The sequence below is a fragment of the Acetobacterium sp. UBA5834 genome (genome assembly GCF_002435675.1).
Classification (GTDB): domain Bacteria; phylum Bacillota; class Clostridia; order Eubacteriales; family Eubacteriaceae; genus Acetobacterium; species Acetobacterium wieringae.
Genome location: NZ_DJGY01000072.1, coordinates 14,237 through 39,890, shown reverse-complemented (window position 1 = coordinate 39,890; position 25,654 = coordinate 14,237). Strand labels below are relative to the sequence as shown.

29 protein-coding genes are annotated in these 25,654 nt (G+C 40.7%); 1 reads left to right on the top strand and 28 read right to left on the bottom strand.

The window, feature by feature from the left end:
- Positions 1-8 precede the first annotated feature (8 nt).
- The 9 genes from B3F51_RS15590 to B3F51_RS15550 all read right to left on the bottom strand — a co-directional run bounded on the left by B3F51_RS15590 (position 9) and on the right by B3F51_RS15550 (position 9,160).
- Positions 9-1,130, bottom strand: coding sequence for a DegT/DnrJ/EryC1/StrS family aminotransferase (locus tag B3F51_RS15590; RefSeq protein WP_286948023.1), 1,122 nt, complete (start codon positions 1,128-1,130; stop codon positions 9-11).
- A gap of 29 nt (positions 1,131-1,159) precedes the next feature.
- Positions 1,160-1,720 (bottom strand): N-acetyltransferase, encoded by a 561-nt coding sequence (locus B3F51_RS15585; RefSeq protein WP_286948022.1) that lies wholly within the window; start codon positions 1,718-1,720, stop codon positions 1,160-1,162.
- A complete protein-coding gene (locus tag B3F51_RS15580; RefSeq protein WP_286948020.1) occupies positions 1,717-2,799 on the bottom strand; it encodes a Gfo/Idh/MocA family protein in 1,083 nt (360 codons plus the stop codon). The genes B3F51_RS15585 and B3F51_RS15580 overlap by 4 nt, the downstream gene beginning before the upstream one ends.
- A 12-nt stretch (positions 2,800-2,811) precedes the next feature.
- Positions 2,812-4,116, bottom strand: a complete 1,305-nt coding sequence (locus B3F51_RS15575) for a nucleotide sugar dehydrogenase (protein WP_286948018.1) — start codon at positions 4,114-4,116, stop codon at positions 2,812-2,814.
- Between the two features lie 14 nt (positions 4,117-4,130).
- A complete protein-coding gene (locus tag B3F51_RS15570) occupies positions 4,131-5,384 on the bottom strand; it encodes a glycosyltransferase family 4 protein (RefSeq protein ID WP_286948016.1) in 1,254 nt (417 codons plus the stop codon).
- The gene (locus B3F51_RS15565; protein ID WP_286948014.1) at positions 5,384-6,004 is read right to left on the bottom strand and encodes an acetyltransferase; all 621 of its coding nucleotides are present in this window, start codon (positions 6,002-6,004) and stop codon (positions 5,384-5,386) included. Before B3F51_RS15565 ends, B3F51_RS15570 begins: the two co-directional genes overlap by 1 nt.
- Before the next feature lie 58 nt (positions 6,005-6,062).
- On the bottom strand, positions 6,063-6,650 hold the full coding sequence (locus B3F51_RS15560) for a sugar transferase (RefSeq protein ID WP_286948011.1): 588 nt from the start codon (positions 6,648-6,650) through the stop codon (positions 6,063-6,065).
- A 35-nt stretch (positions 6,651-6,685) separates the two neighbouring features.
- Positions 6,686-7,792 (bottom strand): DegT/DnrJ/EryC1/StrS family aminotransferase, encoded by a 1,107-nt coding sequence (locus tag B3F51_RS15555; RefSeq protein ID WP_286948009.1) that lies wholly within the window; start codon positions 7,790-7,792, stop codon positions 6,686-6,688.
- A 120-nt stretch (positions 7,793-7,912) separates the two neighbouring features.
- Complete coding sequence (locus B3F51_RS15550; protein WP_286948008.1) at positions 7,913-9,160, bottom strand: glycosyl hydrolase family 28-related protein; 1,248 nt, start codon at positions 9,158-9,160, stop codon at positions 7,913-7,915.
- Positions 9,161-9,581: 421 nt separating this feature from the next.
- On the opposite strand from B3F51_RS15550, the gene B3F51_RS15545 reads away from it, so the two are divergent.
- Positions 9,582-9,902: a nucleoside triphosphate pyrophosphohydrolase gene (locus B3F51_RS15545; RefSeq protein WP_148636469.1), complete on the top strand. Its 321-nt coding sequence runs from the start codon at positions 9,582-9,584 to the stop codon at positions 9,900-9,902.
- 59 nt (positions 9,903-9,961) lie between these two features.
- On the opposite strand, the gene B3F51_RS15540 is transcribed toward B3F51_RS15545, so the two are convergent.
- The 19 genes from B3F51_RS15540 to B3F51_RS15450 all read right to left on the bottom strand — a co-directional run bounded on the left by B3F51_RS15540 (position 9,962) and on the right by B3F51_RS15450 (position 25,551).
- Positions 9,962-10,327, bottom strand: coding sequence for a YraN family protein (locus B3F51_RS15540; RefSeq protein WP_148636468.1), 366 nt, complete (start codon positions 10,325-10,327; stop codon positions 9,962-9,964).
- Entirely contained in the window at positions 10,324-11,103 is a 780-nt protein-coding gene (locus B3F51_RS15535; protein ID WP_228883447.1) for a ribonuclease HII, read from the bottom strand. The genes B3F51_RS15540 and B3F51_RS15535 overlap by 4 nt, the downstream gene beginning before the upstream one ends.
- Positions 11,104-11,267: 164 nt before the next feature.
- Entirely contained in the window at positions 11,268-12,107 is an 840-nt protein-coding gene (gene ylqF / locus B3F51_RS15530) for a ribosome biogenesis GTPase YlqF (RefSeq protein ID WP_286948005.1), read from the bottom strand.
- A gap of 2 nt (positions 12,108-12,109) precedes the next feature.
- Positions 12,110-12,637 (bottom strand): signal peptidase I, encoded by a 528-nt coding sequence (lepB, locus tag B3F51_RS15525; protein ID WP_070369432.1) that lies wholly within the window; start codon positions 12,635-12,637, stop codon positions 12,110-12,112.
- A gap of 76 nt (positions 12,638-12,713) precedes the next feature.
- Positions 12,714-13,061 (bottom strand): 50S ribosomal protein L19, encoded by a 348-nt coding sequence (gene rplS, locus B3F51_RS15520; RefSeq protein ID WP_070369476.1) that lies wholly within the window; start codon positions 13,059-13,061, stop codon positions 12,714-12,716.
- 90 nt (positions 13,062-13,151) lie between these two features.
- The gene (gene trmD / locus B3F51_RS15515) at positions 13,152-13,850 is read right to left on the bottom strand and encodes a tRNA (guanosine(37)-N1)-methyltransferase TrmD (protein ID WP_070369431.1); all 699 of its coding nucleotides are present in this window, start codon (positions 13,848-13,850) and stop codon (positions 13,152-13,154) included.
- Positions 13,847-14,362 carry a ribosome maturation factor RimM gene (gene rimM, locus B3F51_RS15510; protein ID WP_070369430.1) on the bottom strand — a complete coding sequence of 172 codons (516 nt, stop codon included), beginning with the start codon at positions 14,360-14,362 and terminating at the stop codon, positions 13,847-13,849. The genes trmD and rimM overlap by 4 nt, the downstream gene beginning before the upstream one ends.
- Before the next feature lie 66 nt (positions 14,363-14,428).
- Complete coding sequence (locus B3F51_RS15505) at positions 14,429-14,659, bottom strand: KH domain-containing protein (RefSeq protein ID WP_026394773.1); 231 nt, start codon at positions 14,657-14,659, stop codon at positions 14,429-14,431.
- A gap of 16 nt (positions 14,660-14,675) precedes the next feature.
- On the bottom strand, positions 14,676-14,921 hold the full coding sequence (gene rpsP / locus B3F51_RS15500) for a 30S ribosomal protein S16 (protein WP_026394772.1): 246 nt from the start codon (positions 14,919-14,921) through the stop codon (positions 14,676-14,678).
- A gap of 71 nt (positions 14,922-14,992) precedes the next feature.
- Complete coding sequence (ffh, locus tag B3F51_RS15495) at positions 14,993-16,330, bottom strand: signal recognition particle protein (protein WP_286948001.1); 1,338 nt, start codon at positions 16,328-16,330, stop codon at positions 14,993-14,995.
- Between the two features lie 9 nt (positions 16,331-16,339).
- On the bottom strand, positions 16,340-16,696 hold the full coding sequence (gene ylxM / locus B3F51_RS15490) for a YlxM family DNA-binding protein (protein ID WP_070369428.1): 357 nt from the start codon (positions 16,694-16,696) through the stop codon (positions 16,340-16,342).
- A 188-nt stretch (positions 16,697-16,884) separates the two neighbouring features.
- Positions 16,885-17,787 (bottom strand): signal recognition particle-docking protein FtsY, encoded by a 903-nt coding sequence (gene ftsY / locus B3F51_RS15485; protein ID WP_070369427.1) that lies wholly within the window; start codon positions 17,785-17,787, stop codon positions 16,885-16,887.
- Between the two features lie 84 nt (positions 17,788-17,871).
- Complete coding sequence (gene smc / locus B3F51_RS15480) at positions 17,872-21,444, bottom strand: chromosome segregation protein SMC (protein ID WP_286947998.1); 3,573 nt, start codon at positions 21,442-21,444, stop codon at positions 17,872-17,874.
- A 14-nt stretch (positions 21,445-21,458) separates the two neighbouring features.
- Complete coding sequence (gene rnc / locus B3F51_RS15475) at positions 21,459-22,121, bottom strand: ribonuclease III (protein WP_070369425.1); 663 nt, start codon at positions 22,119-22,121, stop codon at positions 21,459-21,461.
- 149 nt (positions 22,122-22,270) lie between these two features.
- Complete coding sequence (gene acpP, locus B3F51_RS15470) at positions 22,271-22,495, bottom strand: acyl carrier protein (RefSeq protein WP_070369424.1); 225 nt, start codon at positions 22,493-22,495, stop codon at positions 22,271-22,273.
- Between the two features lie 3 nt (positions 22,496-22,498).
- Positions 22,499-23,494 carry a phosphate acyltransferase PlsX gene (plsX, locus tag B3F51_RS15465; protein ID WP_070369423.1) on the bottom strand — a complete coding sequence of 332 codons (996 nt, stop codon included), beginning with the start codon at positions 23,492-23,494 and terminating at the stop codon, positions 22,499-22,501.
- Between the two features lie 124 nt (positions 23,495-23,618).
- On the bottom strand, positions 23,619-23,798 hold the full coding sequence (gene rpmF, locus B3F51_RS15460; protein WP_084504954.1) for a 50S ribosomal protein L32: 180 nt from the start codon (positions 23,796-23,798) through the stop codon (positions 23,619-23,621).
- 33 nt (positions 23,799-23,831) lie between these two features.
- Positions 23,832-24,290 (bottom strand): YceD family protein, encoded by a 459-nt coding sequence (locus tag B3F51_RS15455; protein WP_070369422.1) that lies wholly within the window; start codon positions 24,288-24,290, stop codon positions 23,832-23,834.
- Positions 24,291-24,360: 70 nt separating this feature from the next.
- Positions 24,361-25,551 (bottom strand): acetate/propionate family kinase, encoded by a 1,191-nt coding sequence (locus B3F51_RS15450; RefSeq protein ID WP_286947995.1) that lies wholly within the window; start codon positions 25,549-25,551, stop codon positions 24,361-24,363.
- Positions 25,552-25,654: the final 103 nt, after the last annotated feature.

Genomic DNA, 25,654 nt, shown 5'->3' with positions numbered 1-25,654 from the left:
GCGATCCTCTAAACATCGATAATCACATTGCATATTTCATCGATTTCTTTCTCTGTCAAATAAGGATGCATTGGCAGCGATAATACTGTCTCGCATAACTTATTCGTAACCATATAATCAGCATCATCAAATTTCTGATCGTTAAAAGCTTCCTGTCGGTGCATTGGTTTTGAATAATAGATCATACTCGGTATCTTATGCTCACTTAATCTGGTTTTTAGTGCATCTCGTTCCGATTTGTTCTTAAGTTTAATGGTGTATTGTGCAAAACTGGAATAATACCCTGCCGGTATCACCGGAATCTCAACAGCTCCAGCCAATTTTTGGTTATACAGACAATCGATTTTATTGACATCCTCAAGTTCATGCTCAATAAATGCGGTCAGTTTGACATTTAAAATCGCTGCCTGGATTGTGTCCAACCGGGAATTAAGACCAATCCTTACGTTATCATATTTATTTTTTCCTCTACCATGAACTTTTAATGAATTGAGCAGACTGGCTAAGTGATCATCATTTGTAAAAATCGCACCACCATCACCATAACAACCGAGTGGCTTGGCCGGGAAAAATGATGTTGTGGCAGCATGACCAAAACTACCGGCCTTCTGACCGTTAATACTACCGCCAAATCCCTGGGCGGCATCTTCCAAAACTAGCAGATGGTATTTATCGGCAATCCGACCGATTTCATGATAGTCTGCCGGCAGACCAAATAGATCCACCGGAATAATTGCTTTTGGTTTGAGTTCCCCTTTTTTTATTACCCTTTGAATGGCTTGCTCCAGTTTAACCGTATCGATGTTAAAGGTATGTGGATCGACGTCAACGAATATCGGGGTTGCGCCGCTTAAAGATACCACTTCACCCGTTGAAAAGAAGGTAAAGTCCGGTACAAATACGGCATCATCGGCTTTAATTCCCCAGACCATTAACACCAATGTCATGGCTTCAGTGCCATTGGCACAGGAAATAGCATGTTTGACGCCAACATATTTTGCCAGCCGTTCTTCTAGAATTTGAATTTCTGATCCGTTTATAAAGTCAGCCTTTAACAGAACTTTTTGAATGGCACCATCAATTTCGTCTTTATATTTTTGATACTGGGTTTTTAAATCTCTGAACTCCATCGAAATCACTCTCCACTCGCATTATTTATTTACTTTTCAATTAATTGATCATTCTCCAGGCGGTAGGCTCTTTCACAAGCTTCACATGAAAAGCCTTCTTTTAATGGTGTTCCACATTCGCAAACCCAGCCGATTTGTTTTGCCGGTATCCCGGCCATCAGCGCATAGTTTTTGACATCTTTGGTTACCACAGCCCCAGAAGCAATCATTGCCCAGCGGCCGATGGTGTTACCACAAACGATGGTTGCATTGGCGCCGATTGATGCCCCGTATCTCACCAGGGTCTTTTTAAAGCCACCCGGGCCTTTGGGGTATTTACTGCGTGGGGTCAAGTCGTTGGTAAACACCATTGACGGCCCACAAAAAGCATAATCTTCCAGCTCGACCCCTTCATATACCGAAACGTTGTTTTGAATTTTTACCCCTTTCCCGATTATTACACGACTGCCAATATTGACGTTTTGACCCAGTGAACAGTTTTCGCCAATCTCAGCCCCCTCTTGTATATGACAAAAATGCCAAACCTTTGTACCTGCTCCAATTTTAACGTCTTCATCGATATAACTGCTTTCATGGACGAAATAGCTCATTTTTCAAATCTCCCTTTAAAATCTGACGTACTGCATTTTTCCAATGGCAACCTGATCCGTTGTCCTTCTGCGGCCGATTTGTAGATTGCCAGAATAAGCTCCACTGCTCTGCGACCGTCTTCCGCCGTAATAGATGGTTCCCGGTCATTTTTTATCGCATCAATAACATCGGTATAATAGGGTGTATGTCCGTAACCAGCGACATTGGGCGGATTTTTGCTAAACCGTTCTTTAATTTCCCCGGAGTCATCCAGGGCATCAGAAAATTGCCATTCTTCAATAATGTTAACCGACTGACCAGTAGCTTTGACCGTACCCTTTTCACCAAACAGGTAGAGTGTTTCTTCCAGATTTTTGGGGTAAATGGTTGTCGTTCCTTCAACAATGCCATAGCTGCCATTAGCAAAACGGATCAGAGCGATCCCAAAATCTTCCGCTTCAATATAGGGGTGATTAAGATTGTCTGTCATCCCCACCACTTCTATAATATCATCACCCAACATCCATCTCAGCAGATCGATGTTGTGAATGCATTGATTCATCAGGGCGCCTCCATCGTGTTCCCAGGTTCCCCGCCATTTCGAACCAGCATAGTATTCACTACCCCGATTCCATCGGATATGGGCGGTTCCATAAAAGAGTTTCCCAAAACGTTTTTGATCCAGCGCTTCTCTAATTTTAATGACTGATTGATTAAAACGGTTCTGGTGACAAGCGCTGACTTTGAGGTTTTTTTCTTTGGACCGCCTAATAATTTCATCTGCTTCTTCAAGCGATAGGGCAATTGGTTTTTCGATGATTAAATTGCAACCGGCCTCAATAAAATCCAGTGCGATCGACCCATGCTTCCCATTCTCTGTACAGATCGCTGCCAGATCCAGCTCTTCATGTTGAATTAACGCTTGATGATCGGTATATTGATGGATTGTTTCCGGTAAGTCAAATTTGTTGATCAGTGCATTCATGCTTTCCGGATAAACATCACACAGTGCAACAATATCAAGATCATTGGCCCGGGCGGCAGCAATATGATTGGCCGAAATTTTTCCGCATCCGATTAATGCATATTTAAGACCCAAGGTGACACCTCCTTAAAGCAGTTCAATATTTTCTCTATTTTTAATGTTTTTCATGGCATTTTTTGTATCAAAAATAAGTTTTGCATGTCTTTGAATGGTACTGTAATCAACATTCGTGTGAGCGGTTGTGACGATGACCAGGTCGGCTGACTCAATGAGTTCGCAGGTTAGTTCCACCTCACCGGTTCGTGTTTTTCCATGTTCCTGAAATTCTGGTACAAATGAATCATAGTAAACGACTTTTGCACCTTCTTTCTCGATTTCGTCCATTAATTTTATGGCAGGACTTTCCCGGTAATCGCCAATGTCCTGCTTGTAAGCGACCCCTAGAAAAAGAATTTTTGAATCTTTTAGGGTTTTGTTGTGGTGATTTAAGATTTTACTGGCCCGTTCAGCGCAATACTCAGGCATCCGGTCGTTTACCATCATTGAGGATTCAATCATTGATGTGTGAAACCCATATTCTCGGGCTTTCCAGGACAGATAGTAAGGATCCAGCGGAATACAATGGCCGCCGACTCCTGGTCCCGGATAAAAAGCCTGAAAGCCATAGGGTTTTGATTTGGCAGCATCAATAACCTCCCAAATGCTGATGCCCATTTTATGACACAACATGGCCAGCTCATTCACCAGCCCAATATTAATATTGCGATAAGTATTTTCAAGAATCTTTTCCATTTCGGCTACGGCCGGTGAAGAAACCCGATAAATGGGGGCTTGTAAAATGCTCTCATACATCGCCGCTGCCACTTCGGTACACTGCGGGGTGATACCACCGGTCACCTTAGGGGTGTTTTTCGTTTTGTAAATCAAATTTCCGGGATCAACCCGTTCAGGTGAAAAGGCCAGAAAAAAATCTTCACCGCATTTTAATCCCGATGACTCAAAAATTGGTTTAAGCAGTTCTTCGGTCGTTCCGGGATAGGTAGTCGATTCAAGGACAATCAACATTTCTTTGTGCATATATGGAACAATACTTTCTGCTGAAGACTTGACATAACTGATATCCGGCTGTTGATGCTCATCGAGGGGGGTTGGCACGCAAATACAGACACAGTCAGCGGCAGCAACCTTGGAAAAATCCGTTGTCGCCGAAAGTAGACCTGACTTCACAATTGTCTCCAGATCTTCATTGACCACATCCCCAATATAGTTGATGCCGGAATTTACCATGTCGACTTTTTCTTTTTGCACATCAAAGCCAATCGTTTTAAAACCAGCTTTCGCTTTCTCCACTGCCAGTGGAAGCCCCACATAACCAAGACCAACCACACCTAATATCGCTGTTTTAGAAATTAATTTGTCCTTGATCGTCATTTTTATAACTCCCTTTAAATTAATTCAATAAGTTTTTCTGTTAGTCGTTGATAATCATAATCATACGCAGCCGCTAGGGCATTTTTACAGTATTCTTCATATTGCTTTTTTGGCATATTGCTGAACTCGATAATGGCTTGGGCCAATTGTTCTGGGTCAGCCTGATCAACCACCATTCCGCAATTGTATCTTTTTATAAGGTCATAACCAAATTCACAATCAGAAACCGTCGGTTTACCGCTGGCAAAGTACTCAAATAGTTTATTGAGACTGGCCCCGTATTTTTTTATCTGATTGTCCTCAAAGTGAATGATATTGAGATTTGACTTGCTCAGAACATATGGAATCCTATTTTTATTGACATAGCCTTTGAACACCACATTATTAATATTATTCTCTTTACAGAAGTCTTCCAGGTTTTTTCGATCACTGCCATCGCCATAAATAAGGAAAATGATCGCATTGGGCGATTCTTTTTTGACAACTTGGGCTGCTTCAACAATGGATTTAACGTTATTTACAAGTCGAATTGACCCGGTATAAATTACCTTAAAGGTTTTCTCATTGTCTAAATCCAGATCTTCAAATTTATAAACCGTTTGGTTTTCCTTGAAGACATCGAGATCAACACCATTATTTATATGATAAACTTTTTTTAGATCAATCGTACCACCTTGCTCTTTGTTCCAACCGCGTTCAATGATGTAATCGGACCCACCTTCCATGGTAAAGATAAGTTTGTTAGCCCGTTTATAAATCCACTTTTCACCGCGATAAAGAATTTTTGCAACCAAGCTGGTTCGTTTTAAACCACTATAAGCGACAATACTTTCTGGCCAGAGATCCCGGACTTCACAAATACATGAGATCTTAAACTTTTTTGCTATCTGAATACCTGCAATCAGAGTGAGGGGATGAACACTTGATGCCAGAATGAGATCCGGTTTTCCATTTATGTGTGCATATTCTTTAGCAACCGGAAACAGGTTTTTATAAAAGGTCAGCATGTTGACCAGTCTTTTTTTTGCATTTCCAGCGTAATCAGGCGTTTTTACAATCACAAAGGTAATTCCATCAATTGTGTCCACTTGGTATTTTTTATTGATGATTTCAATATTTTCATTCGAAAAGTGATCGGTTGAGGCACAGAAAATGATGGGGTTATAGCCCCGTTTGAGCAGATAATGAGCAAACGAGTAATGTCGACCAGCACGATCCTTATACATATTGGTAGCATAGTGGTTCCAAATCCAGACAGTTTTTTTCATCAACGGATACTCCTTGCCGGAACGCCCACATAGGTTCCCGATTCCGTTATGTCTTTTACGACAACCGCACCGGCACCAATTTTACAGTCACCGGTAATGGTTAGATTATTACTGATGGTACTGCCAATCCCAATCCAGGTTTTTTGACCAATCACCACCATCCCGGCCAGATGCGCCCCGGGCGAAACATGAACAAAATCGGCAATACGATTATCGTGGTCTACGGTTGCTGCCGTATTGATAATACAGCCTTTGCCGATTCGCGTGGCACTGTTGATTACAACCCCAGCCATAATCACTGTTCCGATTCCTACTTCCACCGCTAACCCAACAATCGCTGATGGATGAATTAAGAGTGGTGGCTCTATTCCAGCTGACTCGAGCTTGTTTTGAACCGCCTCTCTAATTTTATTATTTCCAACAGCAACAAAAATATCTGCTTCATCTGCAAATTTAAAGGCATCTGCTGTATTTCCGACAACACCGAATCCCATACACTCGGTAATTAATGGATTATCATCAAGAAAAGCGATATTTTCCCATTTATTCATTTTAATTGCAATGTCAACGACAACTTTTCCGTGCCCACTTGCTCCGATGACCAATAGCTTTTTTTTCACAATGCAGCGCCTCCTTCGATTAGTATCGCGAATTTTTTAGCACTATTTATAGACTTTTTTAATCGTCTCCACTTGTTCCCTGAAATAACTCCATTGTTGTCGAATCATTTGCATTGATTCCTTCTCGTTTGAAGACCTTTTTTAACGTTAATAAAATAATCTTCCAATCTTCCACAAAACTGACAGTGTCAACATACTTAACATCGAGATCAAATTTCTCTTCCCAGCTAATAGCATTTCGTCCATTTACCTGAGCCAAGCCAGACAACCCTGGCCTGACCTCGTGTCTTCTTTTTTGTTTTTCATTGTAAAGGGGTAAATATTGTACCAGTAATGGTCTCGGGCCAATAACAGCCATATCACCTTTTACCACATTTACAAGTTCCGGCAATTCATCCAGACTGGTGGATCGTAAAAATTTACCAAATTTGGTCAGTCGCTTGTCATCAGGCAACAGTGCGCCTTGTTCATCCCGCTGATCGGTCATGGTTCTAAATTTATAGAGTGTAAATACCTTTTCATTTAAACCCGGTCTTTGTTGTTTGAATAACACCGGATGGCCCAGTTTATTTCTGATCAACAAAGCCAATACAAAAAATACCGGTGAGAGGACAATGATTGCTGCCAAAGATAAACAAAAATCCATTGGTCTTTTCATAAATCTTTTATAGATCATCGCGCTCACAACCCTTTAATAATCTGACAGATTCGCTGCTGATCCGCTGCTGTCATCTTTGTGTCAGACGGCAGACAAACCCCTGAATTAAACAACTTTTCTGAAACGACTCCCCCAATGAAGTCACACCACTCAAAAAAAGGTTGCTGATGCATGGGTTTCCAAAGTGGTCGTGATTCAATATTTTCGTCTTCCAGAGCCTCGATTATATCCAATGGTTTTATTGCTCCATCTAAGGTTATACAACTCAACCAGTAATTTGGCTCATTCCAATGATTGATTGGCATAAATTGAATCCCTGGTAATTTTTCCAGTTCCTGTTTGTAAAATTGAAAGATATATTTTTTTTTTGCAATCCTTTGATCCAGCACTTTTAATTGACCGCGACCGATACCCGCAGATATATTACTCATGCGATAATTAAAACCCAATTCACTGTGCTGATAGTGCCTGGCCGCATCTCTCGATTGCGTCGACCAGAATCGCACTTTTTCAATTCGTTCCTGATTATCAGAAACCAGCATTCCACCGCCAGAAGTAGTAATAATCTTGTTCCCATTAAAACTAAATACGCCATATTCACCGAAGGTGCCGGTTTGTCTACCTTTGTACAAGGTACCCAGGGACTCCGCAGCATCTTCGATGACAGTGACGCCATGAAGATTACAGATTGCCATGATTTTGTCCATATCTGCCGATAAACCGTAAAGATGAACGACAATCACAGCTTTTACCTGAGGATATTTTATAAAAGCCGCTTCTAGTGCAATCGGACACATATTCCAGGTGTCTTCATCGCTATCGATAAATACCGGAATTGCCTTTTCGTAAATAATCGGATTGACAGTTGCTGAAAAAGTGAGCGATGGACAAAAGACAATATCTCCTTCGCTTACACCAACTGCCCGTAATGCCAAGTGAATTGCGGCTGTTCCGGTATTGACTGCTGCTGCATATTTAGCACCAACTTTTGCTGCAAATTCCTTTTCAAATTCATTGACGTTTGGACCCAGTGGTGCGATCCAATTGGTGGCAAATGCTTCCTTGATATAGTCCATTTCAAATCCTTCATCACTCATATGTGGTGATGACAGATAGATTTTCTCAGCCATTGTTGTCGTCCTCCTAAAAAATCGTTAATGGATGTCACCTTAGCATTATGATTTGATCGTGTTTCTAAGATGCAATTATCTGAATAATTTGTTCGATTCGTTTGCCATTCTTTACGAAAATCATTCAATAATCAAATTCTTTATTATTGCGGTGCTGTTAACACTGTATAAAGGAATATCCTTAACGTTATTATCTTCAAATGAAGATAACCTCAAACTATCAATCTTTCCAATCAACAAACACAGGGATTCTGTTATTTCGCTGGCATCAATTGTAACATTAGAAATTGAAACTTGCTCGACGTTCTCAATGCTAAAGCCGCCATGGTCATTCTCATTTGCTTTTGCTCCACTGATACTCACCTTATCAATACTTAAATCGGATGCTTCGTTGATTTTAAAACCCAAACTACACCCTTCAATCACTAATCCTGATATTGTTATGTTTTTGGCACCGCTATTGATATGAACACCCACAACACTGTCCTTGATACGGCAATCTTTGAAAATCATGTTTTCAGGCGGTTTGTTATATTGCGGATTTCCCGCAATGGCTATTCCACCACCCGACGCATTATTGAATTCAACATTATCAAAATAAAAATTGCTGTTGTCACCTCGGAGGTATGCGGAATGCAACCATTTCGTTCCGCCGTCGCTTGAATTCAGGATACTGTCAACCATGCTAAAACCATTCGTACCAGAAATCTGTATCGGCATCCCCGAATGATCAATTTCTAGTCTACTTATCGTTATATCCTTATTTTTGAACTTCCCTGTTTGGGCTAATTTTAGGCCTACATAGACATTATCCATGAAAACATCATTGACTGTCATCGCTTCAACGCCTTGAAAGTAGATTCCCTGAACATTGCTGACACGACTGTTCTCGTAATAATCAACACCCTTAATCGTATTTTCTGACTTTAAAGTTAGTCCTTCGATCGAAACATTTGAAACGGTATCATCTGGATTTGACCAAAGCATGTTCTTGATTGTATCTTCTTGTGGGGCCATGAATATGACTGCTCCATAGCCACTAATGTGGGTGTCATCGCTAATAATCAATTGTTTTGTAATTAAATACGGTTTTTCCGACTCTGGTAAGATCAATAACGCATTTTCTTTACTCGCTTCATCAATTGCATTTTGCAGGGCAACGGTATCATCAGTTAAACCATCACCCTTTACTCCGTAATCTTTTGCATTAACTGTTTTGTCTTTCGGTACGATTACTTTTTTTATTTGACTCGGATTCGAAGAAAGTTTTTCCGATGAGTCCGATTCTGCGGGACTCATAAAGTTAAGTGCAAAAACAATTGCACCGATCACTGCCAATATGAACACTGAGATTGTTAGCTTCCTCATAACAAAACCTTCCTTCCGATGTTTATTCAGAAATTTCTGCACCCATCCGATCTCATTAAATAATATGCATCTTTAAGCTTGAACCCTATCTTAAAATAGAACTGTTCTAACTATGATAGTATTACTCCAACCAAAACGCAAGCACAAGTTAAAAATTTCTTGCTACTTAGCAAATTTTGTTTTTTATTCGAGAAGTCTGCACTCCATTGTGAAATACATACCCAATATTCCCCAAAAAACTCAGGGGTTGACTGCGATTGGATCTCGATCCGAATAATTACAATTTTATTTCCCATTTTCAGTTGTTTTTATTATATTATACTATCAATTCAGAATCAGTCAGGTTTTTTTCTAAATAAATAACGTTGCCTCTTGTTATGAACCCTAACCATTGGGTATAATAGGCTTGAGGTGATAGATTATGAAAGTTGAGTACAACAAAATTGTTCGGGATAAAATTCCTGAAATCATTCGAGACAGCGGACGTACCTGTGAGTACAAAATCTTAGGTGAATCAGAAGTTAGAGAAGCGCTACAAGAGAAGCTTCTTGAAAAAGCTCAGATTTTTTTGAAAAGACCCTCTGAAGATGAACTTTCGGATATCTACGAATTGCTGGATGCAATTGTGGAAAGCTTTGATTTTGAGCCGCTTCATATTGACTATTTAAAAATTCAGAATAAAGAAAACAAAGGTACCTATTCTGAAAAAGTCTTTCTGATTTCGGTAGATGACGGTCAATAGTATTTCAAAAAAGCAACAGGACTGGTGATCAATTTTCTGTCACCAGTCCTGTTTATTCTTTAAAACGAAAAAGCACTTTCTAAATGATTAATCACCTGCTCCCCGTTTGATTCGTAATAGATTTCGATAACATCAAAGCGGATATTGACATCATCGAGCTGCATTTCTTTTATGTACCAAAGCGCTGTTTTACCAATTCGTTTTTGTTTTGACCGGTTCACCGCTTCCCGGGGATATCCAAAATCCAGATTTTTTCGATATTTTACTTCAATGAATACCCATGTGTCATGATCTTTTGCAATGAGATCGATTTCTCCAGATGGCTTTTTATAATTTGTTTCATAAATCTGAAAACCGTTATTTTTTAAATAGTTTAATGCTAACGCTTCTCCGGCTTTACCTTTTTTTACATTATGTGTTTTCATTTTAAGCCCAGATTCTGAATAAAACTTTTACGGTGGATCGGCGTCGGTCCATATTTTTTTAAGGCTTTTATATGTTCAGCCGTTCCATAGCCCATATTGTGATCAAAACCGTACTCCGGGTACTCTTCGTGATAAATCTGCATCAGATTGTCCCGGTAGACTTTGGCAACAATGCTTGCTGCAGCAATGGCATAGCTGGTGGCATCACCATGGACAATCGCTTTCTGGGGGATATCTGTATCGATATGAAGAGCATCAATCAGGAGCAAATCCGGTTTAATAGACAACTTCGCCAGCGAATCAGTCATGGCTTTTTTGGTCGCATTAAGAATATTCAAATTATCAATCACATCACAATCAACCTGTCCAATGGCATAATCTACAGCATCTTCAAGGAGTTGTTCACACAAAGTTTCACGATTTTTTTTCGCAACTTTTTTTGAGTCATTAACATATAAGCGACTGGAATCTGGTTTCAGAATAATGACGCAGGTCACCACTGGTCCTGCTAAGGGACCCCGCCCAACCTCGTCGATGCCACCGATATTCAAGATACCCTGATCATAGTAACCGGATTCAATTGATTTCATTTTTTCAATTCGTTGAACTTCCTGGTCTCTGGCTGCGGTTTTCTTCTCTAAATTTTGCCCAATTTTTTTAACAGCAGCCCGATGATCTTCTTTCAGCATCGGGATCAGGTTAGGATATTCTTCCTTCTGCCTGGTCACAACATACTCTTTTATCTGTGTAACAGTCATATTATCAATTTTTTTCATGATTACCTCTTTATTACGATTCTACCGTCATTATACTACAAGTGGTAAAACAAATATAGACAACACCACCCAATAATCCATTCTAACCCAAATAAAAAACAACCAACTCTCAATAAAAATTGGTTGTTTTATCGTTACCAGCAGGGACTGTCACAAGTCCATCGTTACTCTGGTCGTTCCAACGTAATCCGGCCAATTCGGCCGTTTTTGAAATCGTTGAGAATCAGCACACTGGTGCGGGCATAATCATATTCGCCACCTTTAATCAACAATCCCCGACTTTTTGCAATGGCATCGAATACCTCCGGGATATTTTTGCCCTCGACCTCAATTTTGTATAGAGCTTCCAAATCTCCCGGATAATAGATTAGTAGATATTTTAACAGATCTGCAGCGATGTTCTCTTTTTCATAAATGGTATCCTTAATGGAACCCAACCAGGCTAAGTGGAGACCGACCAGGGGATCTTCAAATTTTGGCCATAAGATTCCCGGGGTGTCCAAAAGCATCAGGTGATCCGGGGTACTCAGCCATTGCTGCCCCTTGGTGACTCCTGGCTTATTGCCAATCTGAGTTTTTTTCTTACCGATCAGACTGTTGATTACTGTGGATTTACCAACGTTGGGGATTCCACAAACCAGACATTTTACCTGAGCTTTTTCTTTTACATTCAAATCCTGAATGGTTCTGACCAACTCAGTCTTCATCCGACGGTCAAAGGCATCAAACAGCACCACTTTTTGAATATCGGTATTTTTTTTAAACCACTCAATCCATTCCAGACTGACTTCCGGATCGGCTAAATCTGACTTGTTCAATAGCAGGATATGCTGCTTATTCCAGGTATACTGATTAATTTCGGGATTTTTGCTGGAAAGCGGTAATCTGGCATCAACTACTTCGATTACCACATTGATCAGTTTGAGTTTTTCTTTAATTTCCCGATTGGCTTTGGCCATGTGCCCGGGATACCATTGTATATATTCTATTTTTTCTTCAGACATCCTTATACCGTACCAATTTCTGAAAGCGGCCAGATTCTAAAGATAACTTTCCCATCAATGGCATCCCTTTCGACAAAACCCAGGCTGGGATAACGGCTATCTGAGCTATTGGCCCGATTATCACCCATGACAAAATAGGTTCCCATTGGGACGGTAACCTCAGCAAAGTCTTCATAAGGATCAGGGTTAATATAATCCTCCTCTAGCGGTTCGCCGTTACGATAAACTACCATATCCTTGATTGCAATGGTATCGCCGCCCTTGCCAATGACCCGCTTGACATACTCAATGCTATCACTATAACTGAGGATCACAATATCGCCATAATCCGGTTCACCGATGGTATAGCCTATTTTATTGACAATCAGACGATCTCCCTCCACCAGCGTGGGAAACATCGAACTGCCCTGAACCATGACAAAGTCGAACAAAAACATCTTTATGATAAAAGCAAGCACAATGGCAATCACAGCGGATTGAATCCATTCTTTAAGTTCCAAATTACCTTTAGATTCCTGATCTTCTTTCATTTTTTCACTTCCTTGCTAAATTTCTAGTTATTAAAACGCTTGAATTAACCAAAAAAGAGGCTTGATAGCCTCTGAATTACGCTCTTTTTTCTTTGACTTTTGCTGCTTTACCAACACGGTCACGAAGATAGTTAAGCTTAGCTCGACGCACCTTACCACGACGAACCACATCAACCTTTTCGATTTTTGGCGAATGCACCAGGAAGGTTCTTTCTACCCCAAAGCCAGACGAGATTTTTCGTACCGTAAACGTTTCGCCAACACCGCCGTTTTGCTTTTTAAGGACGATGCCTTCAAAAATCTGAATACGTTCTTTTTTACCTTCGATTACTTTAACATGAACTTTAACGGTGTCACCAACACTAAATTTTGGTGGCTCAGCCTTCATGTTTTCTAATTGAATCTTTTTGATAATGTCCATTATTTTCTCCTTAATATTCGATTTGCGACGTTCATGCATCGGGTACAGAGGACCGTCTCACTTAATAACATACTGATATATTATACACTTTGTCTATTCATTATGCAAGCTTTTTTGATATTTTTCAAATAAGTCAGGCCGCTTCAACCGGGTCCGTGTTTCTGCCTGTAATAAGCGCCATTTGTTGATTGCGGCATGGTTGCCGGAGAGCAATACTTCAGGCACTTCCTGGCCCTCAAATTCCCGGGGTTTGGTATACTGGGGATATTCCAGCAGATGGCTTTCAAAGGATTCTTCTGCCAAACTGTCGCTATTTCCCAGAAAGCCGGGAATATGTCGAGCAATGGCATCAGCCAGAGTTAAGGCCGGTAATTCACCACCAGTCAAGACATAATCCCCCACTGAAAATTCCAGATCCACATAAGCATCTATCACCCGCTGGTCAATTCCTTCGTAATGACCACAGATAAAAATGATGCCCGGATACTCCGATAGCTTTATCCCATCTTTTTGTTCAAATGGTTTGCCGCCAGGGGTCAAGTAAATAACTGGATATGTGCCTAAATCAGCAATGCTTTTCAGGGCGGCGACAATCGGAGGTGCCGCCATCACCATCCCGGCACCGCCACCGTAAGGGGTATCATCAACCTTATGATGTTTATTTCCGGAAAAATCCCGAATATTAATCACCGTATAGTCAATCAGACCCGCTTTGACACCTCGGCCAATCATCCCGGTTTGAAAATATATTTCAAAGATTTCCGGAAATAAAGTTAAGAAATAAAATCTCATAGCTCTAATATTTCCTGAGGGATACTGGCATCGATCCGGCCTTCAGTAACATTGATTTTTGTAAAATAAAGCTTGCGGGCCGGAACGCAATAGACCTTCTTGTCGGCAGTGATGGTATAAACATCCACCCCGCCTGCTTGCATCACATCGGTTATTTTTCCAAGCAACACTCCGTCATTGTAAACTGGCAATCCCAACAAGTCTTCAATAAAAAATTCATCTTCAGACAATGCCACTGCCAGTTCCCGGGGAATCCCGACTTCCCGGCCAATTAATGCTTCAGCCTCGTTACGGTTTTTTACATTTTCCAGAAACAGCAATACATTGTTTTTATGAAGACGGCAATTCGTAATCTTATAATCTGTTGCAGCTTTATCATGGATTAAAATGACCTCATCCAGATCATAAAAACGACCCGGATCATCAGTCAGCGGTTGAACTTTTAATTCACCCTTAATTCCATGTACGCCAAGAATCCGGCCAATGATGATTAAACGATTATTATTTTCCATTATTTTCTCCTGTTTAAACCCTAAAAACACCCGAAAAAAAAGAGCTGTATACACAGCCCAATGCCTTTATTGGATGATCTCCAACATGACACGTTTATCTTCTTTCGTGGCAGCGGCTTTTATGACGGTACGAATTGCTTTTGCGATACGCCCCTGTTTTCCAATGACCTTGCCCATATCGTCGTCTGCGACCTTGAGTTCCAAAATAATGGACTGTTCGCCTTCAACTTCCTGGACAGATACCGCATCGGGGTGTTCAACAAGAGCCTTTGCAATAATTTCCACAAGTTCTTTCATCATTTACCTCCTGGTACTACTCGATTACGTTTTCTCTTTTTAACAAATACTTGACGGTATCTGTTGGTTTTGCGCCATTGGCCAACCATGTTTTGGCTTTATCTGCATCGACTTTTACGAGTGCAGGGTCAACACAAGGGTTGTAGTATCCAATTTCTTCGATGAACTTACCATCACGTGGTGCTCGTGCATCGGCAACAACGATTCTATAAAAAGGTTTTTTCTTTTTACCCATTCTTTTTAATCTGATTTTAACTGCCATGTTCGTTCCCCCTTTCTTAACTTCTTTATCTAATGACATAAAGTCCTTGATAACACTAATCATATTTCAGTCTACATGAACGGTAACTTCATCCGTCCTTTTTTTGCAATGTTTGGGTTTGACATTTGTTTCATCATCTTTTTGGATTGTTCAAATCCCTTTAACAACCGGTTGACGTCCGCAACCATGGTACCGCTCCCCAACGCAATTCGTCTTCGTCGGCTGGCATTGATAATCCCTGGTTTATGACGTTCTTCCTTAGTCATCGACAAGATGATAGCCTCGGTTTTCTTGGTATCAGCACCAGATAAATCCACATTCTTCAATGCTTTTTTATTGGCCCTCGGCATCATTTCCAGCAAGCTACTGATCGAGCCCATGCTTTCAATCTGCTTGATCTGATCGAGAAAGTCATTAAGATCAAAATCCTGGTTTCTGAACTTTTCTTCAAGTTCTTTGGCCTTTTCCTCATCCATCATACTCTGGGCCTTATCAATAAAGGATAATACATCCCCCATTCCCAAAATTCGTGATGCCATCCGATCTGGATAAAAGAGTTCAATATCGGTCAATTTTTCACCGGTTCCGATATATTTGATGGCTTTACCAATTGTATAAGTAATCGATAAGGCGGCACCACCCCGGGTATCGCCGTCGAGTTTGGTTAAGATTACTCCTGAAATATCCAGTAGACGATTAAATTCATTGGCAACATTGACCGACTCCTGACCAGTCATCCCATCGACCGTTAATAAAATCTCGGTAGGATTAATCGCTTCTTTGATGTTGACCAATTCAGCCATCAAGGCTTCATCAATTTGCAAGCGACCGGCGGTATCCATGATCACCAGATCATAATGACCTTCAATTGATTTTTGCAGTCCCCGTTTGGCTATCCCCACCGGATCTTTTACATCATGTTCGGAATAGACGTCAATCTTTAATTCATCCCCGAGGATTTCCAACTGTTTAATTGCTGCCGGACGATAGACGTCACAGGCGACCAGTAGTGGCTTGAATTTTTTTTCTTTGCGCAACAAGTTGGCCAGCTTGGCTGCGGTCGTTGTTTTACCAGCCCCCTGAAGACCGACCATCATATACACGTTCTGGCGGCCCTGAACAAAGTCCATCCGCTCAATTTCGCCACCTAAAAGGGCTGTCATTTCGTCTTTGACAATTTTAATAAACTGTTGCCCGGGCGTCAGGCTACTTAGTACCTCTTGGCCGATTGCCCGTTCACCGATATTTTTGGTAAATTGTTTAACGACTTTGAAATTGACATCAGCTTCTAATAGGGCCATTTTAATTTCCCGATTAACTTCCTGGATGTCTTTTTCGTTGAGTTTTCCTTTGCGCTTTAGTTGGGAAAATATATTTTGAAATTTTTCATTTAATCCTTCAAAGATCATCTGTCACCTCTAGTTTTCTTCACTGACATTTTTCAGTTTTTCAACCACCAGCATCAATTCGGATTTAAGCTGTTCGTCTTTTTCCCGATCAACACAATCCAATAGTTCTTTCTCAATTTCTTCCAAAAGAACTTGAGATTTTAAAAACTTGGCGATGAGTCCCAGTTTTTCTTCATAGGCTTCCATCATGGCTTTCGAGCGTTTAATCACATCAAAAATACCCTGTCGGGTAACTGCCATTACCTCGGCAATTTCCGCCAGGCTATAGTCGTCATCGTAGTAATACTCTAAAATCTGCTTCTGCTTAGCAGTCAGCAGCTCACCATAAAAATCAAATAAATACTGTTCCCCTACTTTTTTTTCCATAAGCACCTTCAGCATCGTCGTAAAGGATATTTACTTGACGACTTACCTATTGTAAGTCCTGGCAGAGAAAAAGTCAAGCTTTTATTCCCGATTTTCAGGACATTTCTTCAATAATTTCAAGATTTTTTCTCTTAAAAGTTTAAGCTTGTTACAACCTGTGGTGTCCGATTTCACAATCACACAAAGCCTTATTCAAACAACAGATCAACAAATTTCTTTGGATCAAAATCTATAAGGTCCTCCGATTTTTCACCGATGCCAACATATTCGATAGGGATCTGCATTTCATCAATAATCGAAATGGCAATACCACCTTTAGCCGTACCATCCAGCTTGGTCAAAACGATACCCTTGATTTCCACACATTCATGAAAGACCTGGGCTTGATTAATGGCATTTTGACCGGTTGTGGCGTCCAGCACCATTAAATTGTGGATCGAAAAGCCTTCACCTTCCCGGTTAATCACCCGGCTGATCTTTTCAAGTTCTTTCATCAGGTTGACCTTGTTATGGAGTCGTCCGGCGGTGTCGCAAATCAGAATATCGGCCTTCCGGGCCTTAGCTGCCCCAATGGCATCAAAAATTACCGAGCTGGGATCAGCGCCGGTTGTACTTTTGATAATATCAACACCAACCCGTTTAGCCCATTCGTCGAGTTGTTCCACCGCCGCAGCTCGAAAGGTATCAGCAGCCGCAATAACAACTTTTTTTCCTTCTTTTTTATAACGCTCGGAAAGCTTGGCAATAGTGGTGGTTTTACCAACCCCATTGACCCCGACAATCAGCATAATAGTAGGAAGTTGGGGTTTTTCGGTTTCTACCTGAACCATCTCCACCAGGATTTCTTTTAGAAAACCCACGACTTCTTCCTTGCTTTTGGATCGGGTTTCTTTAATCTTTGCTCGGAGCGCTTCAGTGATTTTCACCGAAGTTTGCGCCCCTAAATCCGAAAGAATCAGCGTTTCCTCCAGTTCGTCGAAGAAATCATCGTCAAAACTGCCCATATACATGACATTTTCAATTTTCTCCTTAAAATTGTCAGCTGTTTTGATCAGTTTATTGCGCATCCGTTCATATAAACTTAATTCCATAATTGCCTCCTTAGTTTTACTTCATCAATTGGAGCTAAAATGAGTGTACTACCCAATCACTTTAACATTATCCATGATATTATTTTATGCATAATCCGTCAGTCGGACTGACACCAATTGCGAAACCCCATCCTTGGACATCGATACCCCATAGAGATTATCACAGACTTCCAGGGTGGTGCGGCGATGGGTAATCGTGATGAATTGATTATGTTCCGCCACTTTTTTCAGATACGAAATGTACCGGTAAATATTGTGATCATCCAGGGCGGCGTCCACTTCATCAATTACACAAAATGGCGAAGGGTTTATTTCCAGAAAGGAAAATAGCAGAGCAATGGCAACCATCGATTTTTCACCACCAGAAAGCAACGAAATATGGCGCAGCCGTTTCCCCGGGGGCTGAGCCACCAGCTCAATTCCCCCTTCCAGTACCCCGGTGGGATCGGTAAACTCCAGATAAGCCCGACCGCCTTCAAATAGAATACTGAAGATCCGGGTGAAGTTTTCCTGAAGCTTGATAAAGTTAGCCTTAAACTGCTCAGTCATGGCGTCATAAAGGGTATTGATAATATCCAACAGTTCGCTTTTTCCGGCTTTAAGATCATCCATCTGTGCTTTCATAAAATCATGCCTGATGAGAATTTCTTGATATTCTTCAATCGCATTAAGATTGACATTACCGAGAGCATTAATTTTTTCTCGTAAATCACGCTGACGTTCTTCAGATAAATCCAGCGCATCCAGTTTCTTGTCTTGTTCCAGCTGCCGGTAGGCATCTTCGGCCATCAAATAATTGATTTCATAACTCTTATAGATAGTATCTTCCCAATGGTTCATCTGTAACTGCAGACTGTCTACTTGGCTGGAAACAGTGTTCTTTCTGTCATTTTCAACAATCAATTGATGATTATCATTTTTGATTTCTTCCTGCAGTGTTTCCAGCCGCTGGGCGTTTGCTTTTTGCAGTTCCGTCGCTTGTTTATTTTTGTTGCGATGGGCTTCAATCAGCTTCGACAATCGTTGATAATCCGCCTCCAGATTCTGCTGAAGTTGAATCAAGTCGTTCGAATCGCTGTGGTAGCATCCAATTTCTTTTTCTAACGCCGTTTTTTTGGTTGTTTGGTGAGTCAATTGTTCCTGCATCAAGATAATTTGTTGATCAAGCCCGGCAATTTCACCTTTAATCTGAGTGATGATCATTTGCCTGTCAGAAATTTTTAACCGAAAATCATCCAACCGCTCCCGAATCTCCTGAGTGCGATCATCGGAATCCTGCTCTTTAGTCGCTTCTTTCGCCTGATTGTAGGCCGTTTCTATCTTTGTCAGTTCCTGACTGGATTGTTCGAGTGTCAGACTTAGCTCCTGAAGCTTTTTCTTGTGAACTGCGATTGAACGGGTGTTTACATGTTGTTTTTCAGTTAAATCTTCAATCCGTTTATTTTTTTCCCACAAACCCTGTTTGCAACGATTGTGTTCATATTCCAATTCTTTTAATTGTTTACTCAGCTGAGATATTGATGCGTGCGACTGTAACTCCTGGTCTTTTGCAAGAACGAGGGCTTTTTTATAAGCTTCCATTTCCTTTTCCAGATTCTGGATTTCAATTTTTTTAGACAGCGGGGACTGCCGGTTATCTTTGCTTTGACCGCCGACAATAGCACCGCCGGGATAGAAGATTTCACCTTCCAGCGTCACCACCGTAAAACGCGATGCCAATTTATTCTGGATAGCTCGTCCCGAAGCAAAATCACTGGCAACGATGATCCGTCCTAAAAGACTTTCGATTGCCGCCGCATAAGCAGCTTCAGTTTTAACCAACTCACTGGCAATTCCTTCCACCCCGGACATATTCTTAAGCGCCGCCCGGGTTCGGTCATCAATTGAATTGTATTTTAAATTATCCAGTGGTAAAAAGGTTGCCCGTCCTAAACGTTCTTTTTTCAGGAGATTTATGCAATCACTGGCAACCTTAACTGTGGCTACCACAATGTTCTGGCTTTTTGCCCCCAACGCAATATCAATGGCCTGGAGATACCTGGGTTTTGTGGTGATCAGTTCGCCAACCGGCCCATACACCTCATGGATCACCGGGCCCAGCAGTTTTTCAGATGTCATCAGTTTTCGAATGGTCGGAAAATAATCCTGATAATTTTTTTGAATATTCTTTAAATACTCTGCTTTAGAGGCATTAACTTTTAAATTATTGGAAATGTGATGGACCTGATGCTGAATTTTTTGCTGTTCTTCCAAAACTTGACTATACTGAGACTGCAACTGGCTATAGAGCTCGTTCTGTTGCTGCTTTTTTTCTCGTAGTTTGTCCAGTTCTATTTTATGTTGTTCCAAATCTGAAGTGATTTGATTTTGGTTGACCAAGGCTTCATCCAAGTGCTTTTTTATAAAAGAAGACTCTGTTGTTGCCTCCTGAATCGCCGTTTTTATTTCAAAACGCTTTATCTCCAAACTTTCACAACAGGATTGATGATTTTGAATTGCATCTTGAGTCGCTTTGATTCGCTCTTTTTCCTGCTGTTCTTCAATCAGCAGACTGTGAAGCGTGTTATCCATTTCACGCCAGGCCGTTTCATGGTTTTTAAGATTTTCGAGCAATACTTTTTTTTCACGTTCAAGACCATTGATTCTGGCTCGGGCTTCATCAATCTGAAAAGACAAATTTTCCTGCTCTTTGGCAAGCCGTTGCTGGCTTATTTCATTGGCCTCCAACTGGCTTTTACAGCGGATCGCTTCCCGCTGTACCTGATCAAAATCCGTGCTGAGAACACTAAGATTCTTCTTTTCAGCATCAGTTAAAAGATCCAATTCGCGGTTTTCGATGGTCAATTTTTGATAGAGCTCATCCTTTTTTTGAATGGCCGCTTCAATTTGATTGCAGCTTTTTATTTGATTTTTAAGGTTTATTTTTAGTTCTTCAAGTTCCGTGACGGCACTGCTCATTTTCCGATAAAAGATGACCAGATCAACAGTCTTTAATTCCTCATGCAAAACTAACCAGTTTTGAGCCTTCCGGGACTGGTTTTTTAATGGTCCTAGTTGTTTTTCGATTTCGGTCATAATATCCCGAAGCCGATCCAAATGGCCCTGGGTTTGTTCCAGTTTTTTTTCGGCCTCGTTTTTTTTTGTTTTATACGATACAATGCCCACCGCTTCTTCAAAAATATTCCGAAGTTCCGTGGGGCTACTGGCTAATATATTTTCGATACTGCCCTGGCTGATTAACGAATAACCATTTTTTCCTAAGCCTGTATCCATAAAGAGGCTGTGAATTTCTTTAAGTTTACAGCTCTTTTTATTGATGGCATAATCACTTTCACCTGATCTGAATAGTTTTCTGGATATCGCTATTTCCTGAGGATAGTTTTCCAGTGTACCATCTTTATTGTCTAAAATCAAAACAACCTCGGCATAACCTGAGGCTGGTTTTTTTTCTGTTCCTGAGAAGATTACATCTTCCATTTTCTTTCCCCGCAGGGATTTTATGCTTTGTTCACCCAAAACCCATTTGATGGCGTCGGTGATATTACTTTTTCCGCTGCCGTTAGGACCAACAATTGCAGAAATACCTTCTGAAAACTCAAGGCTTACAGGGTCTGCAAATGATTTAAACCCCGACAATCGCAATTTTTTTAAATACAAGCCTTCACCTCAATTTACAATTTCCTGGTCTTATGCAAATAATTCTTTGCAGCGTCCTGTTCCCCTTCTTTTTTACTTTTTCCGATCCCATGACTCACACAATCGCCATTAAAAATCAAATTGATATAAAAGGTCTTGTTGTGTTCTGGTCCTTCAGACCGCTCCAGAATATACTCAATCACATTGTCATTATTCTTTTGAATATACTCCTGAAGTTCAGTTTTATAGTCTTTAACCAAGGCACCTGATAACGCCAGTTGAATATTGTTTTCCAGTACTTTGAGGACAACTTTTCGTGTCGTTTCGAAATTACTGTCTAAAAAAACAGCCCCAATCAGGGCCTCAAATGCATTCGCAAGATTCGATTTTCGCTGTCGGCCACCGGTTACAATTTCTCCCTTACCCAAAAAGATATGATCTCCCAAATGAAGCTCATAAGCCGCCTTGGAAAGAGACTCGGCACATACAATATTGGAACGGATTTTCGTCATTTTACCCTCAGATAACTTGTGAGCTAAAAATAAATACTCACTGATAATCAGTTCCAATACTGCATCCCCCAAGAATTCAAGTCGTTCATTATTGGTTGAATTTCCTGAATGTGAACTATGTGTTAATGCTACTTTTAATAAATCTTTCTTTTTGAAACGGTAATCGATTTTTTCTTCGATTGTCACGTAATATCCCCCCTTATCGATTACGAGATCCCGCCTGGGCGTTTCTCGCTATTCCCAATCAAAAGACCAAACATGCAAACGCCTGGTGTAAACTTCGTAATTGTTTGAAAATGAGTGCCAATTTTTGTTTCGGCACTCATTTTGTTTACTCAGGAAATTGCGTTGATAATATCTTCCACTGTTTGGATATTCTCTAATGCACCTTCGTCAATTTTTGTACCAAACTCATCTTCGAATGCCATAATCAGTTCAACCACATCCAGTGAATCTGCCTCCAGATCATCAATGAGTGAGGTCTCAAGGGTAATTTTATCAATATCAACATCAAGTTGTTCTGAAATAATCGCCGTGACTTTTAAGAATCGTTCATCCATGATTTAAGCCTCCATATTTTTTACATTATCAGTTATTTTTTGCAACACATCATTTTCAATAAACTTCATGCTCTGCCTTATTGCATTTTTGATGGCAAAGGCATCGCTGCTGCCATGGGCTTTAATGATTCCGCCCTTGACTCCCAGAAAAGGTGCCCCACCATATTCAGCATAGTCAAATTGCTTCTTAAAACTTCGTAAATTGTCTTTAATCAGCATTCCTCCAATTTTTCCTTTGGTGTTGCTCATGATTGATGTCTTCATTCCCTTGAGCAAATACGCCGCTATGCCTTCAGTTAATTTCAAAACGATATTCCCGGTGAATCCGTCACAGACTAACACATCAGCCTTGGTTTCGGGTAGATCCCGTGCTTCCACATTGCCCAAAAAATTAAAATCACCAGTTTCCAAAAGCTCGTAAGCAGCTTTTACCAGACTGTTGCCTTTTTTTGCTTCAGCACCGATATTGATCAAACCGATCCCCGGATTATTTTTACCTAAAACATTTTCTGAATAAATTTTTCCCAATTGAGCAAACTGTTCCAGATACTCTGGTTTGCAATCGGCATTGGCACCCGTGTCAATGAGCACAAACACGCCATCGCTTTTGGGTAAAGTCGCCGCTAAAGCAGGCCGCTTTATCCCCTTGATCCGACCAAGCTTTAATAAACCACCAGATAAAAGTGCACCAGTGCTACCGGCCGAAATCAGCACCGCATTTTCTCTTTTTTTCATTTCATCCAAGGCCACCACCAGCGAGGAATCCGGTTTTCGCCGAATCGCCATGGCCGGTTCTTCCGTGTTCTCAATGACCGTTTCGGCGTGCAGAATTTCTATCTTGTCTTTAGGGTAATCGTATTTTGAAAGTTCTTCTAGAACGGCCTGCCTGTGACCCACCAGGGTCAGCTTGACATCATATTCTTTTACAGCATCAATGGCACCCTTGACGATTTCATAGGGTGCATGATCACCACCCATGGCATCTAAAAATATATTCAAAATTATACCCTCCCATATATCTGTCTATTATCCCAGAAAAAAGCTATTCAGTAAACACTATCGCTAAAAATTATCCGGGTCTGAAATAATCCCAGATAGAGAAAAAACAGAGTCTAGACTCTGTTTATTCGTTGAAGCTGATAACGCTAACGTCTTTGTATGTGCCACAAGACTTGCAAACTCGATGAGGCAATTTAATTTCACCACATTTTGGACAAGTACTCATTCCTGGAATATTTAATTTGTAATGTGTTCTTCTTTTGTCTCTTCTTGATTTTGAAGTTTTTCTCTTTGGTACAGCCATCACTCACACCTCCTAATAGTAAAGTCATTTCACTTACAATAAATTTTTCAACGCTTCAAATCGAGGATCATAATCACCAAATTTGTCACATTCACATTGCTCGTGATTTAAATTATTGCCGCATTTTGGACACAAACCCGCACAATCTTCACTGCACAGTACACGGAAAGGTTCATTAATATAAATGCATTCTTCAACGACGGGCAATAAATCAAGTATTGCTTCGTCATCTTCAACCGTTACCGTATCCGTATAGTCATAAAGACAATCGATTGGGGTTGGTTCTAGGCAACGCGCACAGGGAAAGATCATAGTCATCTCGATGGTGAAAGTTACTAAAAAATTACCTTTCGATAACTTCTCAATGGTTCCACACACTAAGGCTCCATGTTCATCCAGTTCTCCCTCTATATCATTTAAATCGGTATTTTTAACAACAAATTCAAAAGGGATTATTTTTTCCTGCAATAGCTTATTGATTTCAAAATTCATTTTATCACTCCAAACGGGCAATCATCATTATATAGACGATTGCCCGTTTTGTCAAGTGAAATACTTTACATTATTTAGCTAATGCCAGTGTGTCTCTCGCTATCATTAATTCTTCATTGGTTGGAATAACCATTACCGTTGTTTTAGAATCCTTATCAGAGATAATCGTTGCTTCGCCGCGTTTGCTGTTGGCAACTGGATCGATAGTAATTCCCAAGTATTTCAAACCACCGCAAATGGCCGCCCGGGAGGTTGTCGAGTTTTCGCCTAAACCAGCTGTAAAAATAATACCATCAACGCCGTCCATTGCAGCTACATAAGCACCGATTGTTGTTCGAACCCGATAATGGAAAATATCCAGTGCTAATTGCGCTCGTTTATCACCGTTATTAGCAGCGCCTTCAACATCACGGAAATCGGAGCTGATTCCAGATACACCAAGTACACCTGATTTTTTATTCATCAGTACATCAACTTCTTCAACAGTGTAGCCTTTGTTGACCAGGAAAGGAATAATAGCCGGGTCAATATCGCCACACCGGGTTCCCATTTCCAGTCCTGCCAGCGGTGTTAATCCCATTGACGTATCAACCGATTTACCGTTTTTAATGGCGCAGAGACTGGCACCATTGCCTAAATGACAGGAAATCAGTTTTAAGTCTTCCAGTTTTTTACCCATTAATTCAGCAGCAGCCTGACTTACAAATTTGTGAGAAGTTCCGTGGAAACCATACTTTCTGATTTTGAATTTTTCATATAATTCATAAGGGAGTGGATACATGAAAGCTTCACCAGGCAAGGTCTGATGGAAAGCGGTATCAAATACTGCTACCATTGGTACGTTTGGCAGTAATTCCCGACACGCATTAATCCCAATCAGGTTGGCTGGATTATGAAGAGGTGCCAGTTCTGAACACTCTTCCAGGCTCTTAATAACCGCATCATCAATAACGACTGAATTAGAAAATGTTTCAGCACCGTGCACAGCCCGATGGCCAACAGCAGAGATTTCTTCTAAAGACTTCACGACCCCGTGTGCAGGATCAACTAAAGCAGCCATGACAAGATTCAACGCTTCTTTATGTGTCTTCATCGGTTGTTCTAATTTAACCTTGTCTTGACCTGGCGCTTCGTGAACCAAAACAGATCCTTCGATACCAATTCTTTCAACTAAACCCTTTGCCAAAACTTCTTCAGTAGTCATATCAAGCAATTGATATTTAAGTGAAGAACTGCCGCAGTTAATAACAAGTACATTCATTAATAATTACTCTCCTTTAGTTTTTTATTGATTACGTTTCATACGTTCTATATAATAACAGTAATAAGCAAATAATACCATTATTTTTTTGTCATATTTCGAT